This window comes from Aulosira sp. FACHB-615 (assembly GCF_014698045.1).
Classification (GTDB): domain Bacteria; phylum Cyanobacteriota; class Cyanobacteriia; order Cyanobacteriales; family Nostocaceae; genus Nostoc_B.
Genome location: NZ_JACJSE010000001.1, coordinates 312,218 through 336,731, shown reverse-complemented (window position 1 = coordinate 336,731; position 24,514 = coordinate 312,218). Strand labels below are relative to the sequence as shown.

At 40.9% G+C, this 24,514-nt stretch carries 21 protein-coding genes, 1 tRNA gene and 2 pseudogenes; 11 read left to right on the top strand and 13 right to left on the bottom strand.

Features of this window, described 5'->3' with window-relative positions; genetic code table 11:
- Nucleotides 1–171: 171 nt before the first annotated feature.
- Nucleotides 172–253: transfer RNA gene (locus H6G77_RS01400), tRNA-Leu, on the top strand.
- Nucleotides 254–319: 66 nt separating this feature from the next.
- Nucleotides 320–1,102 (top strand): RNA methyltransferase, encoded by a 783-nt coding sequence (locus H6G77_RS01395; protein WP_190870626.1) that lies wholly within the window; start codon nt 320–322, stop codon nt 1,100–1,102.
- 7 nt (nt 1,103–1,109) lie between these two features.
- Here H6G77_RS01395 and H6G77_RS01390 read toward each other — a convergent pair whose 3' ends face one another.
- Nucleotides 1,110–1,340: a hypothetical protein gene (locus tag H6G77_RS01390; protein WP_313888521.1), complete on the bottom strand. Its 231-nt coding sequence runs from the start codon at nt 1,338–1,340 to the stop codon at nt 1,110–1,112.
- Between the two features lie 252 nt (nt 1,341–1,592).
- On the opposite strand from H6G77_RS01390, the pseudogene H6G77_RS35505 reads away from it, so the two are divergent.
- Nucleotides 1,593–1,859 (top strand): annotated as a pseudogene (locus H6G77_RS35505) (type II toxin-antitoxin system Phd/YefM family antitoxin); the annotation flags it as partial.
- A 140-nt stretch (nt 1,860–1,999) separates the two neighbouring features.
- On the top strand, nt 2,000–2,392 hold the full coding sequence (locus tag H6G77_RS01380; protein ID WP_190870624.1) for a type II toxin-antitoxin system VapC family toxin: 393 nt from the start codon (nt 2,000–2,002) through the stop codon (nt 2,390–2,392).
- A gap of 292 nt (nt 2,393–2,684) precedes the next feature.
- On the opposite strand, the gene H6G77_RS01375 is transcribed toward H6G77_RS01380, so the two are convergent.
- The 5 genes from H6G77_RS01375 to ndhC all read right to left on the bottom strand — a co-directional run bounded on the left by H6G77_RS01375 (nt 2,685) and on the right by ndhC (nt 7,631).
- A complete protein-coding gene (locus tag H6G77_RS01375) occupies nt 2,685–4,565 on the bottom strand; it encodes a tetratricopeptide repeat protein (RefSeq protein ID WP_190870623.1) in 1,881 nt (626 codons plus the stop codon).
- Nucleotides 4,555–5,847 (bottom strand): ATP-binding protein, encoded by a 1,293-nt coding sequence (locus H6G77_RS01370; protein WP_190870622.1) that lies wholly within the window; start codon nt 5,845–5,847, stop codon nt 4,555–4,557. Before H6G77_RS01370 ends, H6G77_RS01375 begins: the two co-directional genes overlap by 11 nt.
- 176 nt (nt 5,848–6,023) lie before the next feature.
- Nucleotides 6,024–6,551 (bottom strand): NAD(P)H-quinone oxidoreductase subunit J, encoded by a 528-nt coding sequence (locus H6G77_RS01365; protein ID WP_190870621.1) that lies wholly within the window; start codon nt 6,549–6,551, stop codon nt 6,024–6,026.
- Nucleotides 6,544–7,278 (bottom strand): NADH dehydrogenase subunit K, encoded by a 735-nt coding sequence (locus tag H6G77_RS01360; RefSeq protein WP_190870620.1) that lies wholly within the window; start codon nt 7,276–7,278, stop codon nt 6,544–6,546. Before H6G77_RS01360 ends, H6G77_RS01365 begins: the two co-directional genes overlap by 8 nt.
- Nucleotides 7,269–7,631, bottom strand: coding sequence for a photosynthetic/respiratory NAD(P)H-quinone oxidoreductase subunit C (gene ndhC, locus H6G77_RS01355; protein WP_190587926.1), 363 nt, complete (start codon nt 7,629–7,631; stop codon nt 7,269–7,271). The genes H6G77_RS01360 and ndhC overlap by 10 nt, the downstream gene beginning before the upstream one ends.
- A gap of 195 nt (nt 7,632–7,826) precedes the next feature.
- On the opposite strand from ndhC, the gene H6G77_RS01350 reads away from it, so the two are divergent.
- The 6 genes from H6G77_RS01350 (at nt 7,827) to H6G77_RS01325 (ending at nt 10,116) form a co-directional block, all read left to right on the top strand.
- On the top strand, nt 7,827–8,162 hold the full coding sequence (locus tag H6G77_RS01350; RefSeq protein WP_190870619.1) for a rubredoxin: 336 nt from the start codon (nt 7,827–7,829) through the stop codon (nt 8,160–8,162).
- Between the two features lie 90 nt (nt 8,163–8,252).
- Nucleotides 8,253–9,275 carry a photosynthesis system II assembly factor Ycf48 gene (locus tag H6G77_RS01345; protein ID WP_190870618.1) on the top strand — a complete coding sequence of 341 codons (1,023 nt, stop codon included), beginning with the start codon at nt 8,253–8,255 and terminating at the stop codon, nt 9,273–9,275.
- Between the two features lie 120 nt (nt 9,276–9,395).
- Nucleotides 9,396–9,644 carry a cytochrome b559 subunit alpha gene (psbE, locus tag H6G77_RS01340; RefSeq protein WP_062295772.1) on the top strand — a complete coding sequence of 83 codons (249 nt, stop codon included), beginning with the start codon at nt 9,396–9,398 and terminating at the stop codon, nt 9,642–9,644.
- 9 nt (nt 9,645–9,653) lie between these two features.
- Nucleotides 9,654–9,791 carry a cytochrome b559 subunit beta gene (gene psbF, locus H6G77_RS01335; RefSeq protein WP_015115279.1) on the top strand — a complete coding sequence of 46 codons (138 nt, stop codon included), beginning with the start codon at nt 9,654–9,656 and terminating at the stop codon, nt 9,789–9,791.
- Between the two features lie 9 nt (nt 9,792–9,800).
- The gene (locus H6G77_RS01330; protein WP_071989460.1) at nt 9,801–9,920 is read left to right on the top strand and encodes a photosystem II reaction center protein L; all 120 of its coding nucleotides are present in this window, start codon (nt 9,801–9,803) and stop codon (nt 9,918–9,920) included.
- A gap of 73 nt (nt 9,921–9,993) precedes the next feature.
- Nucleotides 9,994–10,116, top strand: coding sequence for a photosystem II reaction center protein J (locus H6G77_RS01325; RefSeq protein WP_062295774.1), 123 nt, complete (start codon nt 9,994–9,996; stop codon nt 10,114–10,116).
- 338 nt (nt 10,117–10,454) lie between these two features.
- Here H6G77_RS01325 and H6G77_RS01320 read toward each other — a convergent pair whose 3' ends face one another.
- The 6 genes and pseudogenes from H6G77_RS01320 to H6G77_RS01295 all read right to left on the bottom strand — a co-directional run bounded on the left by H6G77_RS01320 (nt 10,455) and on the right by H6G77_RS01295 (nt 18,215).
- Nucleotides 10,455–10,598, bottom strand: coding sequence for a photosystem I reaction center subunit VIII (locus H6G77_RS01320; RefSeq protein ID WP_190587924.1), 144 nt, complete (start codon nt 10,596–10,598; stop codon nt 10,455–10,457).
- Nucleotides 10,599–13,961: 3,363 nt separating this feature from the next.
- Nucleotides 13,962–14,310: pseudogene (locus H6G77_RS01315) on the bottom strand (hypothetical protein); the annotation flags it as partial.
- A gap of 317 nt (nt 14,311–14,627) precedes the next feature.
- A complete protein-coding gene (locus tag H6G77_RS01310; RefSeq protein WP_190587923.1) occupies nt 14,628–14,873 on the bottom strand; it encodes a hypothetical protein in 246 nt (81 codons plus the stop codon).
- Nucleotides 14,874–14,875: 2 nt separating this feature from the next.
- On the bottom strand, nt 14,876–15,754 hold the full coding sequence (locus tag H6G77_RS01305; RefSeq protein ID WP_190587922.1) for a hypothetical protein: 879 nt from the start codon (nt 15,752–15,754) through the stop codon (nt 14,876–14,878).
- Nucleotides 15,755–15,916: 162 nt separating this feature from the next.
- Nucleotides 15,917–16,693: an RNA polymerase sigma factor SigF gene (locus H6G77_RS01300; RefSeq protein WP_190588307.1), complete on the bottom strand. Its 777-nt coding sequence runs from the start codon at nt 16,691–16,693 to the stop codon at nt 15,917–15,919.
- A 688-nt stretch (nt 16,694–17,381) separates the two neighbouring features.
- A complete protein-coding gene (locus H6G77_RS01295; protein ID WP_190587921.1) occupies nt 17,382–18,215 on the bottom strand; it encodes a photosystem II manganese-stabilizing polypeptide in 834 nt (277 codons plus the stop codon).
- Between the two features lie 846 nt (nt 18,216–19,061).
- Here H6G77_RS01295 and H6G77_RS01290 point away from each other — a divergent pair.
- Complete coding sequence (locus H6G77_RS01290) at nt 19,062–19,376, top strand: hypothetical protein (RefSeq protein ID WP_190587920.1); 315 nt, start codon at nt 19,062–19,064, stop codon at nt 19,374–19,376.
- A gap of 26 nt (nt 19,377–19,402) precedes the next feature.
- Here H6G77_RS01290 and H6G77_RS01285 read toward each other — a convergent pair whose 3' ends face one another.
- Nucleotides 19,403–24,427: a hypothetical protein gene (locus H6G77_RS01285; RefSeq protein WP_190870617.1), complete on the bottom strand. Its 5,025-nt coding sequence runs from the start codon at nt 24,425–24,427 to the stop codon at nt 19,403–19,405.
- Nucleotides 24,428–24,514: the final 87 nt, after the last annotated feature.

Sequence of the window (24,514 nt, the reverse complement as noted above, 5' to 3'; positions counted from 1 at the left end):
TAGGCGCTGTTTTTTTAGGGATGGTCTTTGAGTTGTAGGAAACTCAACCACTCATCATAGTTCCCAATCTGGAATTTAAAATATCTACGATACAGATATTTTGAATATAAGTTGACAAAAATAAATAATTGAGTAACAATTAGAAATTGTCGATTAAAAAATGAATGTCACGCGGAACTGGCGGAATTGGCAGACGCGCTAGATTCAGGTTCTAGTGCCGCAAGGCTTCCGGGTTCAAGTCCCGGGTTCCGCATTTTAGAGTAAAAAGTGCTAAGTGCTGAGTAAAATCAAGGCTCCACTACTAGCAAATTATTAGCAAATGTTAACTAGTTTACAAAACCCTCTCGTTAAGCAAATTCGCAAGCTGCACTCTACTAAGGAGCGTCACAAGCAGGAGTTGTTTTTGTTGGAAGGGACGCATTTGTTAGAAGAAGCTTGTACGGTAAATTATCCCTTAGAAACGGTGTGTTGTACACCAGACTGGCAAGCGGCTCATGCTTCCTTGTGGGAGAGGTTATGTAGTAGTTGTGAAAGGGCAGAAATTGTCAGCGAGGAAGTTTTAGGAGCGATCGCTACTACAATACAACCAGATGGTGTAGTCGCCACAGCCAAACGCAGCGAGTCCATCAATCAAGTCCCCTTTGATGGCATTGTTTTAGCTTTAGAAACCATCCAAGACCCAGGGAATTTAGGTACGATTATTCGCACGGCGGCTGCGGCTGGTGCATCGGGATTATGGTTGACTAGTGATAGTGTAGATTTAGATAATCCCAAAGTGTTGCGTGCTAGTGCTGGACAATGGTTTCGCTTAAATATGGCAGTGAGTGAAGATTTATTAACCACAGTCAAGCAAAGTCAGCAGGCGGGAATGCAAGTGATAGCGACTTTGCCGACAGCAAAATTAACTTATTGGGAAATTGATTGGCGCAAACCCAGTTTAATTTTATTGGGGAACGAAGGCGCAGGTTTATCGGCAGACTTGGCAAACATGGCAGATAAACAAGTCAATATTCCCCTGAGTCCTGGAGTCGAGTCTTTAAATGTGGCGATCGCAGCTGCTTTAATGTTATACGAAGCTCGGCGACAAATAACCACAAACTAAAGCAGCATCACTTTGTCTTTTCTTCCAGATATTGTTCAATATCAGCCACCGCATCCTCAAAAGCGGCTAAATCAATTTCTGTTAAATCATCAGCTAGTTCAATATCGATTGGTTCTTCAATCTGGGTTTCGTCGTCTTCAGTCAGACCTTGCTGTAGAATACCTTCCAACTGGTTGAGAGATTGTTCAAACTCTTGATTAGCGGCGCGGCGCTGTTGATGATCATTTTGCTCCATCATACTGACTGAAAAATATTGATTTACTAACTTTAGTTTTAAATTGCAATTCCTACAAATCTCTATTTTGCATATATACAACCTTGATGGCTATCTGCTGTATCTACTTTACACATTTAGCACTTAAGTATGAATCCGCAAAATCAAGGGATTAGGCGATCGCATTCCTCGATAAACTGCAAACATTCCAAAATTCGATTGACAAACTCCACATACACTAATTAGCATTTAATTAAGTGCTAATTAAATGTTTATATGCTAATAAACTTATCAAAAGATATACATTCTCTCACTGAGTTTAAGCGTAATACTACTGAGTTTTTACAAAGGATCAAAGAAACAAAACATCCGTTAGTCCTGACTGTCAACGGAAAAGCAGAGTTGGTTGTTCAAGATGCGGAATCTTATCAAGAACTTTTAGATGCTGCTGAATTAGTAGCAACCTTAAAGGAAATTAAAATTGCTTTGGAACAAATGCAGCCAGGACAAGGAGAAAAAGCAGAAAATTTTTTCCATGAACTGGAACAAGAAATCCGCGAATTGTTACCAAAACGCTATAGAAAACGTGATGAAGTGCTGGGGCGTATTCGTCAACGAGTCGAGGCTTTACCAATAGAAACAGAAAGCCGTGTACAGACTTGGTAATCAGCAGGACAATCCTGATGGTGATTGATACGATGGTATTTGCCTATGCACTCTTGCGCGTAGAAAACAGGTATGAAAAGGCGATAGCAGCGTTAGAAACTGTAGATCAAATTGTAGTGCCAGATTCGTTGTTTGCCGAGTTGGGAAATGTAATCTGGCAGTGGATACAATTTAGGCAACTGCCATTGCAAATAGGTTTAGATACGCTACAAGATGCTGAGGCACTAGTTGATGTGATGATTCCTAGTTCTCAGATTCGAGATGCAGCTTTAAGGCTGGCAGTTGAGGCAAGTCATTCATTCTACGATACGTTATTCGTGGCAGCAGCAATTCAATCTGATACTCAAGTGTTAACTTATGATCAAAAACTAGCGGCTAAGTTTGGCGATCGCATTATATTGCTGGAATAGATGACAAAACAGTTGATAGAGGATGTTTTCAACGATAGCGATCCCCTTCACAACTCCATCATTCCACCTCAGAACCGGAAAATTCGAGTAAAAAGAGAGAGCAATCGCCTTCCAAACTCCATCATTCCCCTTCCGAACACGAAACTTCGAGTAAAAAGGTCAAGCGATCGCCTTCATAACTCCATCATTCCGCCTCAGAATATGAAACTCCGAGTCAAAAGCTCAAGCGATCGCCTTCACAACTCCATCATTCCACCTCAGAACACGAAATTTCATGTTTAGGCGATCGCTGTTATGATTCTGAGGATAGGCGATCGCGCAAATTTACTAAGTTTTTACGCACGGTAACAGTATTGGGATGATCTATCCCTAACCGTTTCTCTAAAATATCTAAAGCTTGAATGTACAAAGGTTCGGCTTCGCTGTATCTGCCTTGGGATTCGTAGAGTGATGCTAAATTGTTGAGACTTTGGGCAACATCGGGGTGTTCTTCCCCCAGAAGTTTGCGCCTCAGTGCCAAAGCTTGAACGTACAAAGGTTCGGCTTCGCTGTATCTACCTTGGGAACGGTAGAGTGATGCTAAATTGTTGATGCTGCTGGCAACATCGGGATGTTCTTCCCCCAGCAATTTACGTGAGAGTGCCAAATCTTGAATGTACAAAGGTTCGGCTTCGCTGTATCTGCCTTGGGATTCGTAGAGTAATGCTAAATTGTTGAGGCTGGTGGCGACGGAGGGATGTTCTTCCCCCAGAAGTGTGCGCCTCAGTGCCAATGCTTGAATGTACAAAGGTTCGGCTTCGCTGTATCTGCCTTGGGAACGGTAGAGTCCTGCTAAATTATTGAGGCTGGTGGCGACATCGGGATGTTCTTCCCCCAGAAGTTTGCGCTTCAGTGCCAATGCTTGAATGTACAAAGGTTCGGCTTCGCTGTATCTGCCTTGGGATTTGTAGAGGAATGCTAAATTGTTGAGGCTGGTGGCAACATCGGGATGTTCTTCCCCCAGCAATTTACGTGAGAGTGCCAAATCTTGAATGTACAAAGGTTCGGCTTCGCTGTATCTGCCTTGGGATTCGTAGAGTCCTGCTAAATTATTGAGGCTGGTGGCGACATCAGGATGTTCTTCCCCCAGAAGTGTGCGCCTCAGTGCCAATGCTTGAATGTACAAAGGTTCGGCTTCGCTATATCTGCCTTGGGAACAGTAGAGTCCGGCTAAATTGTTGAGGCTGGTGGCGACATCGGGATGTTCTTCACCCAGAAGTTTGCGTCTTAGTGCCAAAGCTTGAATGTACAAAGGTTCGGCTTCACTGTATCTGCCTTGGGAACGGTAGAAGAATGCTAAATTGTTGAGGCTGCTGGCTAAGTCTTTCTCTAAACCTAACTCTTTTTGTAATTCTACAGCTTTGTTTAAATACTTAATACCTAATTCTTGCTCTTTTTTGTAATCCAGAGACTCACTCCGTTCAAGTCTTTTTCTATAAATATCTCCTAAGCTGAAGTATAAAGTTGCTAAAGTTGTATCTTTAACACCTCGCTGTTCTAAATCTTGAATAAATCCTTGCAAATCTTCTATAGGTAATAAATATTCATTCTCATCATCAAAACCTGATAATTCATTACTTGTAAAAGCAAACCGAATCGGTTCTAATTCTCTAGCAGAAACAGTATTTTTCCTTCTAGATACAAACCGAAAAACACCATTACGCCAACTCCAAAAATCAGGCGCTTTTTTAATTAACTCAACTAATATTTGATTAGTCACCCACAAGACAATCGCAAAATAAAATTCTCTTAACCCTTCCCTAGTCCACTGTAAATAACCGAAAAAAATCTCTTGTTCTGAACGTTCCTCACCCAGTTTCAAAAAATGCAGCTGTTCTGCACCAGTCACACTAATTACTGCTGGGTTATGTTGCTGCAAATATTCTTCAGATTCTACTAGTTTAGCAACAGCCGCCCTCAAACTCGGCTCACCCCTTGCCAATGTCGTCCGAAAGCAACGGATTTGTGGCTCTAATTCTGCCTCATACTGAGCAATAATCTCATCCCTAAAACTAGCATCATCACAAACACCTATTAGCAAATTCAACCGATTTGCTTTAGCATCAATCGAAACTACTAAATCATCATAAGCATCTCTATTTTCATCATCTGTGAGTAAATCATCATTCATCATTAATCAACCCCCTACGTCTCAAAGTCTCTACAATAATGGGGTGAACATCATACCAAGTTTCATCATTACGATATTCCAAAACATACAGCCCATGCAGCAAGTCTAAAAACTCTAGCTGTTTTGGATCATCAGGCATAAAATTATCATAAATACTTTGTAAGACTTCAAATTCGATTTTCCCTAAGCGAATAGAATAATCATTGCGAATTTTATTAATTGCTTGTTCTAGGATACTGTCATCAATTAGAACTTTTTCATCTGGTTTACGCCGAATAAGTCGCAAACAAATACGGCAGCATTCATTAGCTATCCTAATTAGCTCTCTCAATACTCCCCCACTTTGAACAACAAGCTTCTCTACTGTTGTTTTTTCTATCAAATCACTAGGAATCCGCTTTTGTAGTATTTCACAAAGTAGGTTTTTTACTTCAGCGCGAGGATGAGCATCAGGCAGACGATTTTTACCTTTCTCAAACACCTTCAAAACAGGCATGACTACAATTTGGTCATTTGTTTCTATTGTAATAATTGTAGCCAAAAAAGTTTCTCTGATTACAGCAATCGGAATAGTATAAATAATCCGAAAATTAGGTTGAAATAGAGCTTTAATATTATCTCGATAAATATCGTTGACTCTTGCTAAATCTAATTTATCTATATCATCGATGATAACTATAATTTCTTTTTTAGTAGCAGTTTGAATCAAAGCAGCAATTTCATTAATCCGCGCAACTAAATCTGATATTTTGCGTTCAAATTCCTGTGTAATTTCTTCTCTAACTTTGGCATCAGCTTTTAATTGAGCTTTCAGAACGGTGAGCAAATTAAAATCCGCTTCAAGTCCGCCCCCTAATTCTGTCTCTACAGTCCGAGTGTGCTTTGCAAACCACCCGTAGATTTGCTCTTTAGTAGATTTAGGAATTTCTACTTTGCGGGCTTCGGCTTCAGACATTAAATTAAGCGCGATCGCAAACAAAATATTAATATGATTAACAGCCGACATCTCAATACTGTCAGCAATAGAAAATAACACTACAAAATAATTATCTTTAATCTGCTTACTAAACTCAGCCAACAAAGAAGACTTACCACATCCTCGATGACCAGTAAATACAATCTTGCCATCACCATTCGGACTATCTTCAACTAGCTGTATTAAATCTGCTATTAAATCACCGCCATAATCTACTCGAAACTGCTCCATTTCCTTCTCGTGCATTAGTGGAAACAATTCGAGATTGCTATATGCTTCCTTAAAAGACTTTAATAATTCATCAGACATAAGGTTTTACTGTACAACTTAACTTATTCATATCATCACCCATCCGCGCAAAAGTGGAAATTAAACTCCGCATTAAAAAACATTACCCCCCTCCGCCGCCGGAGAGGGGTTAGAAATGAGACATTAAAATTCCCACTATAGACACTCAGCACTCAGCACTCAGCACTCAGCACTACCTAATAAGCGTCTTGTAACTCGTAAAAATCAGGCGAGATGTAATCTTTCCGCAAAGGCCAACCCACCCAATCTTCTGGCATTAAAATCCGCTTCAGGTTGGGATGTCCTTCGTAGACTATGCCGAACATATCGTAGGTTTCGCGTTCTTGCCAGTCTGCGGTTTTCCAAATCCAGTAAACTGAAGGGATTCGGGGATTTTCTCTGGGGAGGAATACCTTAACTCGCACTTCTTCCGGTTTATCAGCATTATCACCAACTTTGACTAAGTGATATACACTGACTAAATCCTGTCCTGGGCCAAGGTCAATACCCGATTGAAACTGGAGATAGTTAAACCCATAAGCATACAAAGCTGTAGCAATGGGTAGTAAAAATTCTGGCCCGACTTTAATAATCTCTACACCATTTTTATCAGGCGCTAAAGATTCATGATCAAAGCCATTTTCTGCTAACCATTGCGAAATCGGCCCAGCCGGAACTAAGGCATCTTGTCCTGCGGGTACTGGTTTAGATTCTTCATCAGCCACGGTTCAATTCCTCCTTGGTTTGAGAAGTTAGCAGCGCAGGTGGTACTGGTAGACCAATTGCTTCTGTTAATTCTTTGGGTGGAGTGAAGCGAGTTTCTGACTGCATATACTTGCCAGTTAAAATTTCTGCGACTGGCTTTAAGTTGTGAGTCGTACTGTAAAAGCGGTGGGTTTGCTTGGATTGATCACGTTCTTGCATAGAATCATTAGCAATTTTCTTCCGCAGCTTAATGATTGCATCAATAATCGCTTCGGGGCGGGGAGGACAACCAGGTAAATACACATCTACCGGAATTAACTTATCAACTCCGCGTACAGCTGTGGGAGAATCCACGCTGAACATTCCGCCAGTAATTGTACAAGCACCCATCGCAATCACATATTTTGGCTCAGGCATTTGTTCATAAAGACGCACTAACTGGGGTGCCATCTTCATCGTGATTGTGCCGGCGGTAATAATCAAGTCAGCTTGACGGGGACTGGAACGGGGAATTAAACCAAAGCGGTCAAAGTCAAACCGAGAGCCAATTAAAGCTGCAAACTCAATAAAGCAGCAAGCTGTCCCAAACAGCAAAGGCCAAAGACTGGAAAGCCTAGCCCAGTTGTAGAGGTCATCAACCGTTGTCAAGATAATATTTTCTGAAAGGTCTTGAGTGACTGTCGGACGCTCAATGGGGTTGATGATTTGCTCTTTGTTTTGGGTGCTTAAATCAGAATTCAAGACCATTCCAAAGCTCCTTTACGCCATGCGTAAACTAAAGCAATTACAAGAATTGCAATAAAAATTAGCGCCTCAATGAATGCTAATAGCCCTAAACGGTTGAAAGCAACCGCCCAAGGATACAAAAACACAGTTTCTACGTCAAAGACGACAAAAACCAGCGCAAACATATAGTAGCGAATGTTGAACTGAATCCAGGCTCCACCGATGGGTTCCATCCCAGATTCATAAGTTGTGCGGCGTTCCAGGCTGTTACCACTGGGTCTGAGAAGCTTGGAAGCAGAAAGCGCCAGGGCTGGCACTAGGCTACAGATAATTAAGAAGCCTAGGAAGTACTCGTAACCGCTAAGGACAAACACAATGAATTTCTACCGCTTATGGTGTAAATAACGCTGTTACTTTCTTTTACATTATATCTTTTCGAGTTTTCTGAAATCTGGGAAACAGACGGATTTCAGGTATTTGATTCGTTTGTATGAGTGATAGAAAAGTCTAACAGTTATGTCATAATTTTTAACGTATATTTAATAATTCCCCTCTGGGAGACCTTAGCCATGAGCGAACAAGCTGTTGAGACTCCAGCGTTAGACCGCTATGAGTGTCGCGCCTGCGGTTATGTTTATGAACCTGAGAAGGGAGATGATAAGCATGATATCCCTTCCGGGACACTGTTTACAGAGTTGCCTGTAAACTGGCGTTGTCCAGTTTGTAGTGCTAAAAAAACTGCTTTTACCAATATTGGCCCGGCTGGTACAGCATCTGGTTTTAAAGAAAATCTGGGTTTTGGCTTGGGTGTGAACAAACTGACTCCAGGGCAGAAGAATATCTTAATTTTTGGGGCTTTGGCTCTGGCTTTCTTGTTCTTTATCAGTCTTTACGGCTTACAATAAGACCCGCTATCTTGCTTTACCGATTTTAGAGAGCGATCGCATCTCTTAAGGTAAAACTTAAACGAATTTAGAAAACACTAAGAAATACTGATGCAATCCATTGTGAAAAGTTGGCAACGCATAATTGCCTGTTTGATAGTAGTTGTTTTGTGTATAGGTTGTAGTAAAGTGCCTTCCACTAGCTTCAACCCTTGGGAAATTATTACTGTGCCAACCAACGAGAAGTTGCTAGATATCGCTTTTACCCAAGATTCTCAGCATGGTTTTTTAGTAGGCAGCAACGCCACACTTTTAGAAACTCAAGACGGTGGTAAAAATTGGCAACCCTTGTCCTTAGCACTGGATGATTCTCGATATCGCTTTGATTCTGTCAGTTTTTCTGGCAAAGAAGGTTGGATAGTTGGTGAACCTTCCCTATTACTGCATACCACCGATGAAGGTCGTTCTTGGTCACGTATTCCTTTAAGCGAAAAGTTACCTGGTAATCCCATTTCTGTTCATGCACTGGAAACCAACTCAGCCGAAATGGCTACAGATGTGGGCGCAATTTACAAAACTACCGATGGGGGTAAAAATTGGAAAGCCCAAGTCGAAGCTGCTGTTGGTGTAGTACGGAATATGCAGCGTTCTGCTGATGGTAAATATGTCGCAGTTTCAGCTAAGGGTAGCTTTTACTCGACTTGGGAACCAGGACAAAATGCTTGGGTTCCCCATAACCGCATTAGTTCTCGGCGTGTAGAAAATATGGGTTTCAATGATAATGGCCAACTGTGGTTATTAGCACGCGGTGGTCAGATTCAATTTAGTGAACCCAATAACGCCGAAGAATGGCAAGAAGCTTTATATCCAGAGTTATCCACCAGTTGGGGTTTACTGGATTTGGCATATCGCACACCCGAAGAACTGTGGATAGGCGGTGGTAGCGGTAACTTGCTGCGGAGTACTGATGGTGGTAAAACCTGGGAAAAAGACCGTGATGTGGAACAGGTAGCCGCTAATCTATATAAAATAGTCTTTCTCAGTCCCGACCAAGGATTTATCATTGGCGATCGCGGTGTATTGCTGAAATATAACGCCAGGGCTGAAAAAACTGCGTCAGAAAAAGCAGCTTAGGCATAACCGAAGTTTAAGTGTTAATTCTGATTTATGAGAACAGCGTTGCAAGTTGTAACTCTTTCTAAACTTTGTAGGATAATAAACTCAATAACAGTCTTTGTGAAGGTAGGGATCTAAATGTCAGGTACCACTGGAGAACGTCCGTTTTCGGACATTATTACCAGCATTCGTTACTGGGTAATTCACAGCATCACCATCCCAGCATTATTTATTGCCGGTTGGCTATTTGTTAGCACCGGGCTGGCTTATGATGTATTTGGCACACCTCGCCCTAACGAGTATTACACACAAACACGGCAGGAATTGCCAATTGTGAATAACCGTTATGAAGCCAAGAAACAAGTTGAAAAATTTATTGGAAAGTAGTTTGAAATCATGACTAGCGGAAATAACATCAATCAACCAGTTACCTATCCAATTTTTACAGTTAGATGGCTGGCAGTTCATACCTTGGGTGTGCCAACCGTGTTTTTCTTGGGCGCGATCGCCGCAATGCAATTTATTCAACGCTAGGAGCAAATCATGGAAAGAACGCCCAATCCCAATAACCAACCGGTTGAACTTAACCGTACTTCTTTATACCTGGGATTGCTACTGATTTTTGTTCTAGGTATTCTCTTTTCCAGTTACTTCTTTAACTAACTGGAACTATTTTTGGGAAACTTTGTTTATCTAAAATTTGTGTTGATTTGTTATTAAGGGAGGAGGAAAATCTGTGTCTGCTGGAACTGGAAGAATTCCCCTGTGGGTTGTCGCTACAATCGCAGGTTTAGGCGTAATTACTGTTGTAGGTATCTTCTTCTACGGAGCCTACGCTGGGATTGGTTCTTCACTATAAAAGTGGTTTGAACCTCATAATATAGCAGGAGGACGACAGTCGCTACAACGGAGAGAACCCCCGCAACGCGCTGTCTTCAGAAGGCAAAAGGCAGGAGGTAAAAATCTTATTATTCCTAGCATTCGAGCTTTCCCAATTTCCTGATATATCTGACTACTTCTATATATTCACTGAATTTTCTAGCACTTGTTTAGAAATCAGTACAAGAAAACCGCCTGACTCTTGGAGTTAGGCGGTATTTTAAGTATTAATTGATTGCACAATCTAGTGAATTGTAAGGAAGTGATAATTAATTGGCTACTAAAATTTTTACCAATTAATTATTACTAAATACCTATTTAGGCAATGTCATCACGCTCAATGTATAACAACAGAAACGAGAATGTTGCAATTGGCAGAACCCAACCAATAATAGGTACAAAGATAGGAGACAAGAAAGATGCAGAATAAGCAAAAATTTGGGGGAAAAGTTCAGTGGACATGGTAAAGGTTCCTGTTAAATCACACTACAATTCAAAATGAGCTTACTGCAAATTCAGTCAGATTTTTTAAATTCTAAAGATTTTTAACAAAGTTATGTAAAGCTGTTGTTTACAAACCCAACAATTCATCTAACTGATAATTTGGTAAATCTGGTGGAATTACAGTCCTGACAACCGATGCTTTGTGACTTTCTTGTTGAGTAGATGGATTAAAGGCGATCGCTTCTAAACGAATTTCCACACAGCCAAAGGGAATATTGATCTGAGTCATCACCTCTACACCACCCAAGGCTTTAGGTAGCAAATCTTTGAACACATGAGGGCCATCCAATAACCCGCGAGTTTGGCAATCCTCAATCCACAATTTCACCACCACTGGCGCAGGAACTTCTGGTAGTTCTACACGCACACGCACCGACTGACCCGCAATCAGTTCGCCTGCGGGTATATGTAATTGCGGAATGGGTAAAGGTTCCAATTTTTCGCCATCTAAGGGGAATGACGCTACAGCCGGAATTGACTGCTGTGGTTGCTCGACAAAATGATCTTCGATAGGTTCACTATCAGTATCATCAACCACAATCTCTTGCGCTAACCAAGCTCTCGGTATTTTAATCTTTTGATTTAAGGGTAGCTCTGTTAATGGCAATGAAGAGTTAGATTCCTCAAGAGGAATGTTTTCTGTTTCCACATCCGCCGAGATATTTAGCTCCTCAGATTCTGCTGTAATTATGCTTGTCTCTGGATGTTCCTCAAGCTCAGATTCTACTGTATTTATTTCCGCCTCTGTAATTTCCTCAGTTTCAGAGATATTTAAATTACTCTCTACTTCCGCATTAGCCTCAGATTCACCATGAATAGTTTCTATCCCTGTATCAAGATTTGATGACAAATCAGCCTCAAAACTTGGCATTGGTAAATCAGTCTCTATAAAATCCTCGTCCACAGGAACAGGCTCTAAAACTTCTGTGTTACGGCGTTGCTTTGGTAGAGGCGGAAGTTCAGGTACAACATAGCCTTGGCTCTGCATCCACTTCCTAATTAACGGCGAGGAATAAGGATTAACCTCTGCTATCAATTCTGAGCTTAAGGGAGCAGCTGGTTCTAAGATGGAGTCGTCACTAAATTCCAAACTTGGTGTCACAGGCATTTCTAGCATAGACACAGCAAATAACTCAGAACTAGCTGGCGTTAGTTCTTCCACCACAGAATCATTTACATCCAGGTTCTCCGACTCAGAATCGGTTGAAGTTAAGGTTTCAGCTACGGAATTATCTAAATCTAGATTTTCCAGTTCCAAAGCATCGGTTGAAGTTAACGTTTCAGTTACAGAATCATCTAAATCTAGGTTTTGCAATTCCGAAGTTGAGGAAGCCAAAGTTTCCACCACAGCATTATCTGTCTCTGGGTTCTCAATTTCTGGCTCAACTACCAGAGACTCTTCAAATATCGGAGAATCAGAAACATCTTCTAAATCTGTCGTCTCAGTCGGTGCAGTTTTCCGGCGTTTGAGATAAGGAAAGACATTCCCCGCCATCCACCCTGGACGACTTTTAATTTCTAGCTGTTCTAAGTTAATGGGTGCTAAAGGGATGGGAGGTGTCTGGTCTTGCAAATCCCCTTCTTGTTGTCCTTCTGGGGGAACCTCTGTTAACTCATCATTAATTGCGATCGCACTTGTTTGATTTTCTGGTAACTTGGGCAATTGTGGCGATCGCCAATCTCCTGACTTTTTCAGAGACAACAAATTAATTTGCGGCGGTAAAGGCTGGCTTGGTGATGGCAGAATAGTTTGCGGTTGTGTAGCAGTAGTTTTGACCAGGTTAAACAGTTCCAAACCCAAGCTGACCGATGTTTCTGGCTCTTGACTCGGTAGAGAAACCGCTAAAGTACTAGAGTTATCAAAAAAGTTTTGCTGATAAGATTTTGCCACTGTAGCGATCGCTAATAATTCTGATACATCCGCCGTAATTGTAAAAGAGCTATTAGCTAACAATGTGACATCATCAAAATCACTGATTGCGCCATATAAACTGAGTTCACCCAAAAGCAGTTTAGATTCACAATCAATCGGAATATTAATGGCCGAGTTAATTGCAAAAGGCAGTACATTATCTGCTAAAGGTTGCCTTACCTGAGCCAAAACTTCTGAACTTAAAGGTGAGCGTAGCTCAATTTTGGCTTCTAGTGCATAAAAAGTAGTGGGGTACTGTAGCTCATCTTCCAAATCAGGCTGTGTTTGTAACTCCACAGTGGCATTAATGCTGAGTCCTTGTCCCCAACGCGCCACATAGTTTTCTTGCTCTAAAGTCAGCTTGAGTGGTGGTAATGGTTGTATCGTTTCCTCCTCTTCTAGCTGCTCATCCTCTAACAACAAGGTGGGTAAAGCTTGATCTATTAAACTTTGTAATATTTGTTCTGCTGTTTCACCTTTTAGCCATACCGGACTTACAGGTTGATCAATACCATATTCTGATTTTTCACCAGAAAATTGAGCCACAACCAAGCTACCATCAGGGATTTCTGCGGGAGTTTCCGCAAAAGCCGATTCACTCACAACCAAGTTATGAGTCGAAATTTCTTCTTCTGTGGTGACTGACAAAGTATCATCGCTTGTAGGTAAAGTTTCTTGTACTGACACTTCACTTACCTGCGAATTATGCTCAGAGATTTCCTCGGTACTTACTAATAAAGTGCGATCGCTCGTAGGTAAAGTTTCTTGTACATACAAGTCATCATCAGAAATTTCCTCAGTACTTACTGATAAAGTGCGATCGCTGATAGGTAAAGTTTCTTGTACATACAAGTCATCATCAGAAATTTCCTCTGTGCTGACAGTTTCTTGTCCCGAAACTGCACTTACCTGCGAGTCATCATCAGAAATTTCCTGTGTGGTTTCCGATAAAGTGCGATCGCTTACTTCACTGACAGACAAGTGATGATCAGGAATTTCTTCTCTAGTAACGGCAAATGTTTCATCATTTGTAGATAAAGTTTCCGCCGCCAATTCGCTGTTTATGGAATTGCTATCAGGAATTTCGGCTGGGGTGACAGATAAAGTGCGATCGCTGGTAACTAAATTTGCTTCTACAGGTAATTCATCTAAATTACTCTCAGGGACTGCTTCTGCCTTTGTCGTAATAGCATTATCACTGGCAATTGACGCAATTTCCGCCGAAAGTTCGTTAGTCACTAAGTCGCTATCTGTCTTCACCTCTGTAGTTGGAGAAATTGACTGACTACCAGCACTGATATCAACCTGATGAATATTAGGAGTATCCGGCAAAGAAATTATGAAAAAGTCAAGAGAATTTGGCTCTAAATTCCCACCACCAGATAATTTATCGACTTCAACTTCTGCCTGTTGAGACAAGACTTGTAGATAAACACTTTGTTGCCAAGATTTACCAAAAATATCTGACATCAAATCGCCAGAACAGCGTAATTCCCATAGTCCTGGCTTCAGCAGCGTAAAGGGAATCACCGCCATTAAACCTTCGGAATTAGTGCGCCGCGATAACTTTTGAATCCGTCGTTTTGGGGGAACTTCATGAGTTGTAGAGTGAGTTACCCGTACTTCCACATCTGTATTTGGCAGGTTAGAACGAGCTAAAACTCTGTACCGACCCTCTAAAATTTGTAGATTTGGCGATTCTAAAGTGTGCCAAGAGCGATCGCCCTGTTTCTGGATGAGAAATTGCCAGTGTTCCATTTTGAGTGATGCCCAGACCGAAGAGCAGCTGAGTAATATTTTGCATTATTTTGCTTGCAAGTTTACCTCAGCAATTTATAATTGCATCACTTAATATCATGTTTTGAGCCAAACACTAACATTTTTTTATCAATTGGCACATATCACAACAGATCAAACGCCAATAGTCAGCAAGAAACCAGATAGTATCCAAATAATTAAACAGGGTCAAGACAAACACTACCCAATCACTACAAACTTGATCGGATAGATTGACTTCACCCAGCTAATTAAAAATTTATTGATATAATTTGAGCAATTTACGGAAATTTCAGTCGTCAAACTCCATAAAGGCTGTGATAGTAAGCCAAAATTTGCTGCACACGTTGTCGGCTTGCAGGACGAGAGTTAGGCGACCAAGATATCCATAAACCATCAATTTGACTTTGGTTGTAATCAAATTGTTGAGATGACTGGGGAATTAAACCCGCCTCAACTCCTTCAACTTGACGTAAATGAGCAGCTATCTCTCGATAGACAGCTAGAGGTAAACCAGTAAATTCAAATTTTTCCTGAGTATCCATCCTTAAGATGCTCCAACAGCAGTTAGATTTTGGGTTGGTAGAGTTGATGAAATTGCATTGCCATTAGCAGCCGATGTGACTGATGGCGTTGAGTTAGTCGGGGCTTCTCCTACCATTCTGGCAACTTCAATACCGTATTGTTCCAGAATCACGATCGGATTTGAACCCTGATTCATTTCAATGCGTTTAATCAACAAACCATTTGCTAATCGCTGTCCCGCTTGTACATAGCGGCTAGAAGGCTCATTGGGAATTTTAATAATAGCTTGGGGTTCTCTACCAATCAAAACTACACCAGTCACCACCACTGATTTAGCCAAATCTGGTTGGGGTGTAGAGGGTAATACAGAACTAAAAGGGTTGCTAGGAACAACCTGCGGCAAAACCTTGGGCAGAATGGTGGTAGTTCCCGCCAATGCAATAGGAGTTTTTTTAGTACTAGCAGTACTGATTGGCACTTTGCGATTTTTGACAATAGCTACCGATAAAGGAGGTAAGCGAGGAATTTGCTTGACGTTAGGATTTTTGCCAACTTCAGCACTAGTTGGGGTAACAAGCTGGGCAAATGGATCTGGCCTTCCCTTAGTTACCAAATCTATCCGGGTTTTACCATCAGTGGGTTGAATTAATGTAGGAGAGGTAAAAGCAACGTTAGTGACCTTTTTTGTGGACACCACAGGGTTATTAAACGGTTGAGCCGCCGTGGCTGGTGGTGTTTTAGCAGGTGGCGCTGCGGCCGGGGCTGCGGCGGGTGGTGCTGGTGTTCCTGGAGCCGTTGGAGCCGGCGCAGGAGTACTAGCTTGTGGTGTGCTTTCTGATGCACATCCAGCGATCGCCAAAGTTAGAATAGTTGCAATTGCAATTTTTGATTTTCTGCCCATTGGCTGTTCTCAAAAGCTATAGAAAATTTGTTTGTGGAAATTAACTAAGCCTGTATTTATTTCAGGCAAAGTATTTCACCTTTATAACCTAAATTATTAAATTTTAAGGGCTGGTTTCTACATAATTAAACCAGTACAAATACGGTTTTATTTTGCTGATGTTCAATCATCTGCTGTACACATCAGATGTTTCAATAAATCCAACCCTTTTTTTACTCTCCGAGAAACCGTCACAACACTAATGCCCAAGTGTTCTGCTACTTGTTTTTGTGTCAAATCCTGCAAAAAGACACATTCTAAAACTTCTCTAGTACACTGTTCGAGTTGAAACAATGCTTGTTGTAAACGCAGTTGGTCTTCTTGCGCCAGTTGAAAGCTGCGGTAATGAGGATCAGGAACTAATTCTCCTAGACTAGTAGCACCTTCTTCGGAGTCTTGAACTGGCACATCTAAGCTGAGAGGAGCGCGATTAATCCACGCTAATTTGATTTCTTGCCACTCACTAAGAGTAATTTCCAATGCTGCTGCTAATTCAGCATCTGTGGGTTGGCGATTATATTTTTCTCGTAAAGAACGAGACACCCCAATTGCTTGTTGTTGTATTGCTAAATAGCGTCTGGGAATCCTGACGGTCACGCCTTTATCCCGCAGGTAGTGTTGAATTTCACCACGAATATAGGGAATGGCAAAGGAACTAAAAGCGTGACCTTTAGAAATATCAAATCTTTCAATAGCTCGAATTAAACCTAAACAACCAACCTGCAGTAAGTCATCATAACTTTCACGACATTGATTAATCCAGTAATGAGCTTCTTTTCTTACCAGTCCAAAATTTAGTTTTACCAGTTGGTTGCGAATATGTTCTGAGCGAGATTGCTTATATTCTCTCAACAACTGCCAAACTTCATGCTTCAGTTCGTTGGTGGCTGTGGTAGGCATAGCACCGGATTTATTTAGCAAATAAACAGTAGGGTAAGTGCGTTTAAACAAGCCAAGATTACAAAATTTCACAGCAAGTAACAGGCTATATGCACATGTAAAGGCTTTTGTCGTCATATAGCACTGCTACTACTATGAAATTTTGAACAATCAAGCAATATTTAAATCGGCAAAATTGTTTTTTAGTTATTTAGAATTGGTTATTATCTGTAGCCAATCAAAAACTACATAGCAACAAAATATAAAATAATTTACTTAATTTCAAACCGAGATTGTACTTAATTTGTTTACCTGGGTATGAAGTTTGTTTGTGATTATTTTTTTACCTGAATGAAAGGTAATTTTTCAGTATGCTTACGGTATCTCACAAAAGAATTAATACAATTTTTACAAATATTCAATAGACCTGAATTTAAGGTAGGGAATTGGGAGTAGTGAGTGGGGAGTAGTGGCGTGTGTATGTATCCAAAACAATTACACCCCTATACCCTTACCCCCATACACCCATCTCAACGCATAATATTTAAGTTCTGAACAGCAATAAAAAAAGGGCAAAAAGCCCTTTAGTTGTGAAATATGTGGCCATTTAGGTCAATTTAGCTCAAAATCCACCTGTCCATTTTCTAAAGACTGATTTGAAGCCTAATGGCTTTAAATTTTGATCTTAAATGCCAGCAATGTGCTGAGTTTAAGAACGAGTAGATTCTACTCTGGCATAGAATAAACCGCGAATCTTCACTTCCTTGGGTTCACCGGCTCCTAAGTCAGTATCAGATGGTTGTTCACTCTCAAAAGTACCTGCAATTTCACCGCTAGAACTATCTATTTTAGCTACTTGCAGAGAAATCTTGCCTTTGAGAATATCAGCACGCTTCACATTTGCACGGGTGAGTTCTTCGTCATCTGCTTGAGCAGGAAGAGCCACAGCATTATCATAGCCAGTCACAATACCGCGACCTTTGGGGTCTAGGAAGGCAGCACCACGGTAAGAAGGCACTTTAAATTCGCCTTCAAAATCTGTAGAAGTATTGATGCTGGTCAAACTAGGTTGTGTTTGAGCTACTAAGTTTTTAATGGTGAAGAGGAAAGGTACTCGCTCACCACCAGGAAGTTGAACTGTAATCGCTTGGAAGTCTAGACCATCTTCTTCAACAAAAGTCAAGCTACCATCTGAGTTGAACTTCAGTGGCCCTTGTACTTGGTCAATGGTAGAAGTGTATCTGGTTAACAATTTGCCAGTTACAAATTCAGCTATTTGGCGTTTATTAGCTGGTTCTTCTTTGACAAAGAAATTAGTAGGTTCCAAGCACAGTTCTTTAATGGCGTAAGACTGGCTACTGTCAAGGGGAATAGAGCCACGGCTGGTTTCTGCCAATTGAGGACATTTGTTAGCCAAGCCTGTTCCACGAATTTGTTCGTAGGTGAGTACTTCTCTAACACTAGCCTCTGGAGCATCACTGCAAGCAGTTAATAGCCCCAGGCATAAAGCCAAGAATGCAACAATTAAAGCGCGATACCTCATGGTCAACCTCAATGTCAAAAATTAATATCTAAGTTGTAAAACTGCACGAAGTTTTGATCTCTGACGAAAAGCAGTCCTCACTGACAGCAAGCTGTTCCCGAAAGTTAGGCTTTGCTGCATCAATGACGCTTTTAACGTCGCTCCGACCTCTCACCTTGCAACTACTATAGGCATTTGCAGGGTTTTTTGAAGTCGTTCTGTATTATGTATGTATTGCCACTACATACAGCCCATTGCTTTATAGGGAAATCAGCCAGATCATACGATTTTTTTTAACTCAAAATCAAAGCACTCTAGTTTAAAGTAGGAAGTCTTTGATCCTATCTAGCTTCCTGAGAGGCTGTAATCAAAGCCACCACTCTCTTTTGCTGAGAATTGCTATGTTCTGCAATTTGTGTTGAGTGAGCAAAATTAGTTTAGGACTGAGGCCGCAAGATTGTTTGTTGAAGTAGGACTGACAAAAATCAAGGGTTTGGGAAGGGTGTAGGGGTGTATGTATCCAAAATCCTTACACCCCCATACCCTTTCACTCCTACACCCAATCTCTACAGACTATTTTTGTGCGTAATACCAATTTGAAAAAAGAATGCGACAAATGGATGACTCAAAAGCTTACCTATCAACCCTTACCCAATCCAAAATCTAAAATCTAAAATCCAAAATGGTATAAGTCCTGACTGGGTGTAAGGAGTTCAGCTAAAAATAATTCAACAGCCACTCCTAGAAGCTTGCACAAGCCCTATCTTTCTGACTGTGAGGATTATGTATAGGTAAGAGGCGATCGCGCCTGAAAGCTGACAATCTTCGGTAAATTTGAGTAGACCTAATTTTGACAGAGAGAGTTGCATGAGCAACAAAAGTTTTGAATCAATAGATTTTGTCGAGCAACTAGAGAAGATTGCCACAGCTGTACATGATGTAGCGAGAGATTGCCAAGGAAATCCATTGGCGCTGTTGACCTTGCTGCGGCAGTTGGAGTATTTACATCGCTCAATTCGGGATGGTGCTTTTCAGGATAGCCTACCCGATAATCGCCAGCAACTTTACTCACTCCTGAAAGATATTGAGTCTGAGGGTGGCTGGCCTTACATTGAAAGAATGAGATTGCATACGTTTTTAGTAAATTTGCAACCAGAGGTGATAGCAGAAAACGGCGATTAAAAAGCTTGAGGCGCGATCGCACTGACTTACCTCAAGGGAAATTTTGATTGACTGCGATTAATTCCATCACACAACAAGCGATCGCCCCCCTCGACATTGTAGTTGTGGTTGAGGTAATTCTCGGCCCAGTTACAACCATGCAGCAGTAAGTCTTCCAAATGTAAGTTCCACAAAATAATTGTGTTGTCATCACTTGCCGATGCTAATGTCTGTCCATCAGGGCTAAAACTCACGCTCAGAACTGGGGCGCGATGGCCAGTCAAGGTTTTAATTAACTTGCCATCTCGACTCCACAATTTGACTGTACTATCCCAACTAGCAGCAGCCAATAATTCACCATTCGGACTGAATGTCACGGAATTCACACTATCGCTATACCCCTTTAACAGTGTTTTTAACAAAGTGCCATCGCGTCGCCATAATCTGACGGTGTTATCCCAACTAGCAGAAGCGATTAATTGGTCAGTTGGGCTGAAACTGACACCCAATACCCAACTGTCATGGGGCGAAAATGTTTTGATCAAGGTGCCATCACGCCGCCAGAGTTTGACGGTTTGATCATCACTAGCGGAGGCCAGCAACTGACTATCAGGACTAAAGTTAACGGCATTAACCCAACCTTGGTGGCCCACTAAAGTTGTGATTAATTGACCATCACGACTCCAAAGTTTAATGGTTTTATCTTTACTCGCGGATGCTAATAACTGGCCATCAGGGCTAAAACTCACACCCATGACGCTATCTGTATGTCCTTGTAAGGTTTTGAGTAAAGTACCATCGCGCCGCCAGAGTTTAACTGTTTTGTCATAACTACCGGATGCGATTAATTCACCGAAGGGATCAAAACTCACACTAGGAACTTTCTCTGTATGCCCAACTAAGGTTTTGTAAAGTCTGGTGGTGGCTTCGCCATTGATAATTTCTCTTTGCCAGAGTTTGACAGTGCGATCGCGGCTACCAGAAGCCAACATCTGCCCATCAGGACTCCAAGCCACACTCAAAACTCGATCTTGATGCCCCCGCAAAATTGGTAACGAGGGGGCATTTAAACTCCAGAGTTTGACACTCTTGTCATAACTTCCTGATGCCAAGATTTTGTTATCTGGGCTAAAAGCCACACTGGCCACTGCATCACTATGACCTTTAAAAGTTTTAATTAATGCACCTGTACTACTCCACAGATTAACCGTATTGTCATCACTTCCTGACGCTAACTTTTGTCCATCAATGCTGAAGCTCAAGCTCCAAATTGTACTGGTGTGCTGTTCTAAATTTTTATAAGCTTGAAAGTCAAAGTTATTGTCGCTATTTTGCTGGCGCTGCCACAATTTAATGATTTTGTCTCTACCTGCTGATGCAATCATTTGCCCATCTGGGCTGAACGCCACAACGGTTACACCATTTTGATGACCAGACAGTGTTTTTACGAGTGTGCCATCACGCCGCCAAATTTTGACAGTGCGATCGTCACTAGCAGAGGCAATTAATTGACCATCAGGACTAAAGCTGACCCAATTCACCCAGTCTTGATGCCCTTTGAGGACTTTGACTAAGGTACCGTCCTTGCGCCAGAGTTTGACTGTAGCATCTCGATTGCCTGTGGCTAATAACTCGCCATCGGGGCTGTAAGTTACGCAATAAACCCAATCGCGGTCTATTAGGGTTTTGGCTGGTTGTAAGTCAAATTCACCAGTTACGGGGTTTTTCTGCCAGATTTGCACGGTTTTATCAAGGCTGGAAGATGCCAGACTTTGCCCATCTGGACTAAAACTCACACTGGTAACGGACTCAGTATGCCCTTTGAGGGTTTGTAGTAAAGTGCCATCAGATCGCCAAAGTTTCACCGTTTGATCCCGACTACCCGATGCCAAGAATTTACCATCAGAACTAAAGGCGACACCCCAAACAATATCAGTGTGTCCTTCCAAACGATTTAATTCAGAAACGCCATAAACTGCCTGTTGTAAAGCAGTTACTACACGCATTCGAGTTTCTGGTAATACTTCGTTGGCTTGTTTTAGCTTTCTCCAGGCGCGTAACCCTTCTAGGAGGGCATCAAATTCTTTATTGGAGGCGAATAAAGCTTCACTTGTGGCTGCGATCGCGCTAATTTTTAAATTAGTTTCACTACGTTCTGCCCGAATTGTTTGACGAATGGCGGCGCGTTTTTGCAAGTCAGCTTGCCACCACAAAGCCGCTATGGTTCCGCCCATGACTGCCAAAATCACACCTGCTATGCGTGCTTCCCGCAACCGCCGTTGCAAAATCAAATTCAGATGTTCTTGGGAAAGCTTTTGGGCGACTTCGGCGCGTTTTTTTTCAGATTTGACTTTTTCCAGTTCCGCAACTATGCCGTAGCTATTGCGTTGACGAATTGGTTCGACTAAATAATCATGGACTAATTGATAGCGATCGCCCAACTCTTCACGTAAGCGCAAAATCAACCCTGAGCCTACCAAAATTTCTAGAATTAGCTCCCAATTTGATGGGGTTCCTGATGTTTGATAAATATGTGAGCTTAAAGCAATGGCTAAATCAGATTTAGTCTTGAGAGGACGAAAACCTTTTTCATCAGTGAGTTCAAATAATAATTGCCAACTCAATTCTTCATTTTCTTGCCCACAATCTTTAATTACTTCCTCCAGCCAACGCTCTACTAACTTTGCCGAACCACCACAAATTTTGTATTGTTCTAGTGTGGTAATATTTTCTGCTTGTAACTGCACTCCCACAATTTGCAGTTCAATTGGATTGACTTCTTTGGCTTCCCCTGCTAAATCTTGGACTAGTTGATGAATTAATTCATCACTCATTTCATAGTGAGAGCGTTTGATAAAACTATAAATAATGCCTGTCGTATTTTCTATAGAAAATCTTCCTAGATAATAACGAATGTCTTTATCTAAAATATTTTTATTAATTACGCCTAAATCATATAAATTATCTGTATTTTCCTTGCCAAGACGCTCAAACTCCAATAAATAATGCAAATAATCTTCACGCAAGGAAATAATTATTTTGACATAAGGAATATTTAAACAAGCACTAAAAAAATTATAAAATTCTAATCTTTGGTCAGCGTTACTAGTAAAGAAAAATTCTTCAAACTGGTCAAAAATAATCACAATAATATGATTACCTTCAGTTGCTAGACGTAACTTTTCTAGTAAGATAGTCGAGTTGAATTCCACCGCAATTGGTAATTCTGATTGTGCTAAGGCTTGATTGATACTTCGTCCTAAAGCTGTTACCCAATCTGTGTATCCAGATAAAACAATAGGTAAAGGAATCCTTTCACCAATCACTCTTGCCTTTAAAGCCGGAACTAAACCTGCTTTAATTGTTGAACTTTTACCAACTCCTGACTGTCCATGTATAATGGTCAATTTATGGTCAGCACGGGTAATTCTTTCAATTAACCGATTAACATCTTGCAGCCGTCCTGAAGCCGCAATTTCTTGAGCAATATCTTCAGGAATAAAGGGAATTGTTTGGGTATCTAAAACCGGGTTAATTCGATAACGTTTGGGCTGTAACTGACTTGCGCCAATAAATACACGAAAGCCATATTGATGTTCTATGTGAATTTTTTCTTGCTTGAGATTGAAGGCTTCGGCATAATCATGACGCTCAAAAAAGTATAGCGATCGCAATTCCTCTAAAATTTCTAAATACAGCGATGGTTCATACTGTAATTCACAAACAACTCTCGCCCATTCTAAATGACTAATAGCCTCTTCCCACTGCCCTAAATGTCTCTGCGTCCGCGCTAATAATAAAAGATACCAACTTTCTTGTTGACGAGAAACTTCTGTAGCTAATTCTGCAATTGAAAGGGCTGTACTGGCTAATTCATGAGCCATTACCCAATTATGGCGCGATGCTGCTACTTCTGTTAAAAAACCATAACTTTGGGCAACTTTAGAGGTATTACCATAGGTTTCATGCAGTCGTAAAGCTTTTTGGGCTAATACTTCTAATTCGTCCCAATATTTGAGACGTTGTAGCATTTCACAAGCAGGGATAATAAATTTTGCTACTAAGTCTTGCCTTTGTAATTTTTCTAATAAATCTAAACATTTTTGAAACCAGGAAAGAGCATGTTGACAATAGTTACTATTTGTAATTTGATGTAAGTCAGCCATCCGGCGATAACACAAACCAAGATGAAATAAAACTATCGCCTGCCGAATGCGATAAGCGGAGTTACATTCATTCTTGTCATCAATACCCTCTACTTTCGGAACAGCTTCATTCTCTCTTTTTCCATCTCTCTGCCATAAACTTAAGCTTCTTTGATAATGACCTAATGCACTATTAATTTGGTCATTAGCGTATTTATCTCGACCTAAGACAAATTCTAAACTAGCTTCTAAACCAGGCTCTAACTGCACATTATACAGACGTAATAAATCATTTCTAGCTGCATCAATTTCATGACGATGTTGCGACTTTGGGGCTAAATTCAAATCAGCATTAGACAGAAATTTCTCTGCACCTACTTCTAAAAATTTAGCAAATAGCGATTCTGTCTCTTGACGGATTAAAGCAATTAAATCTTCCTTGGCTAATTCAAACTTAATCGTGGTAGCAGCCCAACTTTTAAAATCAGGTGCAAGCTTAGTGAGCATTGTTGCTACTTCATCTTGTAGCCACAACACTACAGGAAAAGGAAAAGTAGCTGTATAAATATCTCTAGCTTGATTCAGACTTGTTAATAAATCTTCCAGCACCAGAATTGATTCTAGACCAAAAACCATGACTGCCGATGGTAAAGCATCAGTCATGACAGCAGGATTATCTAGAGATAATTTACTGATGATTGTTGTATGTAAGGCTTTAGTTGCTGGTTGTAAATAAATTTCTTTTAAATTGATATCTTTTGTCAGAGAGCGAATGCTTTCTAGCATTTGCTCTCTTAAATGGCTGTAATTACATCGCACTAAAATCAGAGCAAATTGCCCTTTAGAAAGTTTGATTGAGCGAACTAATCTTTGTAGAGAATGTTGATTCTGATTCACGCTCTCTATTGTGAATGGGGATTTTTTCATATCTCAAAACTGGAATACAGCCTCAACAGAAGAAATTGCTCATTATAAATTAGTCATTAGTCAAATTCACCTAGACTAATGACTGAT

Coding starts and splice junctions, on each gene's coding strand:
- H6G77_RS01395 (WP_190870626.1), top strand. CDS start 320: ATGTTAACTAGTTTACAAAACCCTCTCGTTAAGCAAATTCGCAAGCTG.
- H6G77_RS01390 (WP_313888521.1), bottom strand. CDS start 1,340: ATGATGGAGCAAAATGATCATCAACAGCGCCGCGCCGCTAATCAAGAG.
- H6G77_RS01380 (WP_190870624.1), top strand. CDS start 2,000: ATGGTGATTGATACGATGGTATTTGCCTATGCACTCTTGCGCGTAGAA.
- H6G77_RS01375 (WP_190870623.1), bottom strand. CDS start 4,565: ATGATGAATGATGATTTACTCACAGATGATGAAAATAGAGATGCTTAT.
- H6G77_RS01370 (WP_190870622.1), bottom strand. CDS start 5,847: ATGTCTGATGAATTATTAAAGTCTTTTAAGGAAGCATATAGCAATCTC.
- H6G77_RS01360 (WP_190870620.1), bottom strand. CDS start 7,278: ATGGTCTTGAATTCTGATTTAAGCACCCAAAACAAAGAGCAAATCATC.
- H6G77_RS01350 (WP_190870619.1), top strand. CDS start 7,827: ATGAGCGAACAAGCTGTTGAGACTCCAGCGTTAGACCGCTATGAGTGT.
- H6G77_RS01345 (WP_190870618.1), top strand. CDS start 8,253: ATGCAATCCATTGTGAAAAGTTGGCAACGCATAATTGCCTGTTTGATA.
- psbE (WP_062295772.1), top strand. CDS start 9,396: ATGTCAGGTACCACTGGAGAACGTCCGTTTTCGGACATTATTACCAGC.
- psbF (WP_015115279.1), top strand. CDS start 9,654: ATGACTAGCGGAAATAACATCAATCAACCAGTTACCTATCCAATTTTT.
- H6G77_RS01330 (WP_071989460.1), top strand. CDS start 9,801: ATGGAAAGAACGCCCAATCCCAATAACCAACCGGTTGAACTTAACCGT.
- H6G77_RS01320 (WP_190587924.1), bottom strand. CDS start 10,598: ATGTCCACTGAACTTTTCCCCCAAATTTTTGCTTATTCTGCATCTTTC.
- H6G77_RS01310 (WP_190587923.1), bottom strand. CDS start 14,873: ATGGATACTCAGGAAAAATTTGAATTTACTGGTTTACCTCTAGCTGTC.
- H6G77_RS01305 (WP_190587922.1), bottom strand. CDS start 15,754: ATGGGCAGAAAATCAAAAATTGCAATTGCAACTATTCTAACTTTGGCG.
- H6G77_RS01300 (WP_190588307.1), bottom strand. CDS start 16,693: ATGCCTACCACAGCCACCAACGAACTGAAGCATGAAGTTTGGCAGTTG.
- H6G77_RS01295 (WP_190587921.1), bottom strand. CDS start 18,215: ATGAGGTATCGCGCTTTAATTGTTGCATTCTTGGCTTTATGCCTGGGG.
- H6G77_RS01290 (WP_190587920.1), top strand. CDS start 19,062: ATGAGCAACAAAAGTTTTGAATCAATAGATTTTGTCGAGCAACTAGAG.
- H6G77_RS01285 (WP_190870617.1), bottom strand. CDS start 24,427: ATGAAAAAATCCCCATTCACAATAGAGAGCGTGAATCAGAATCAACAT.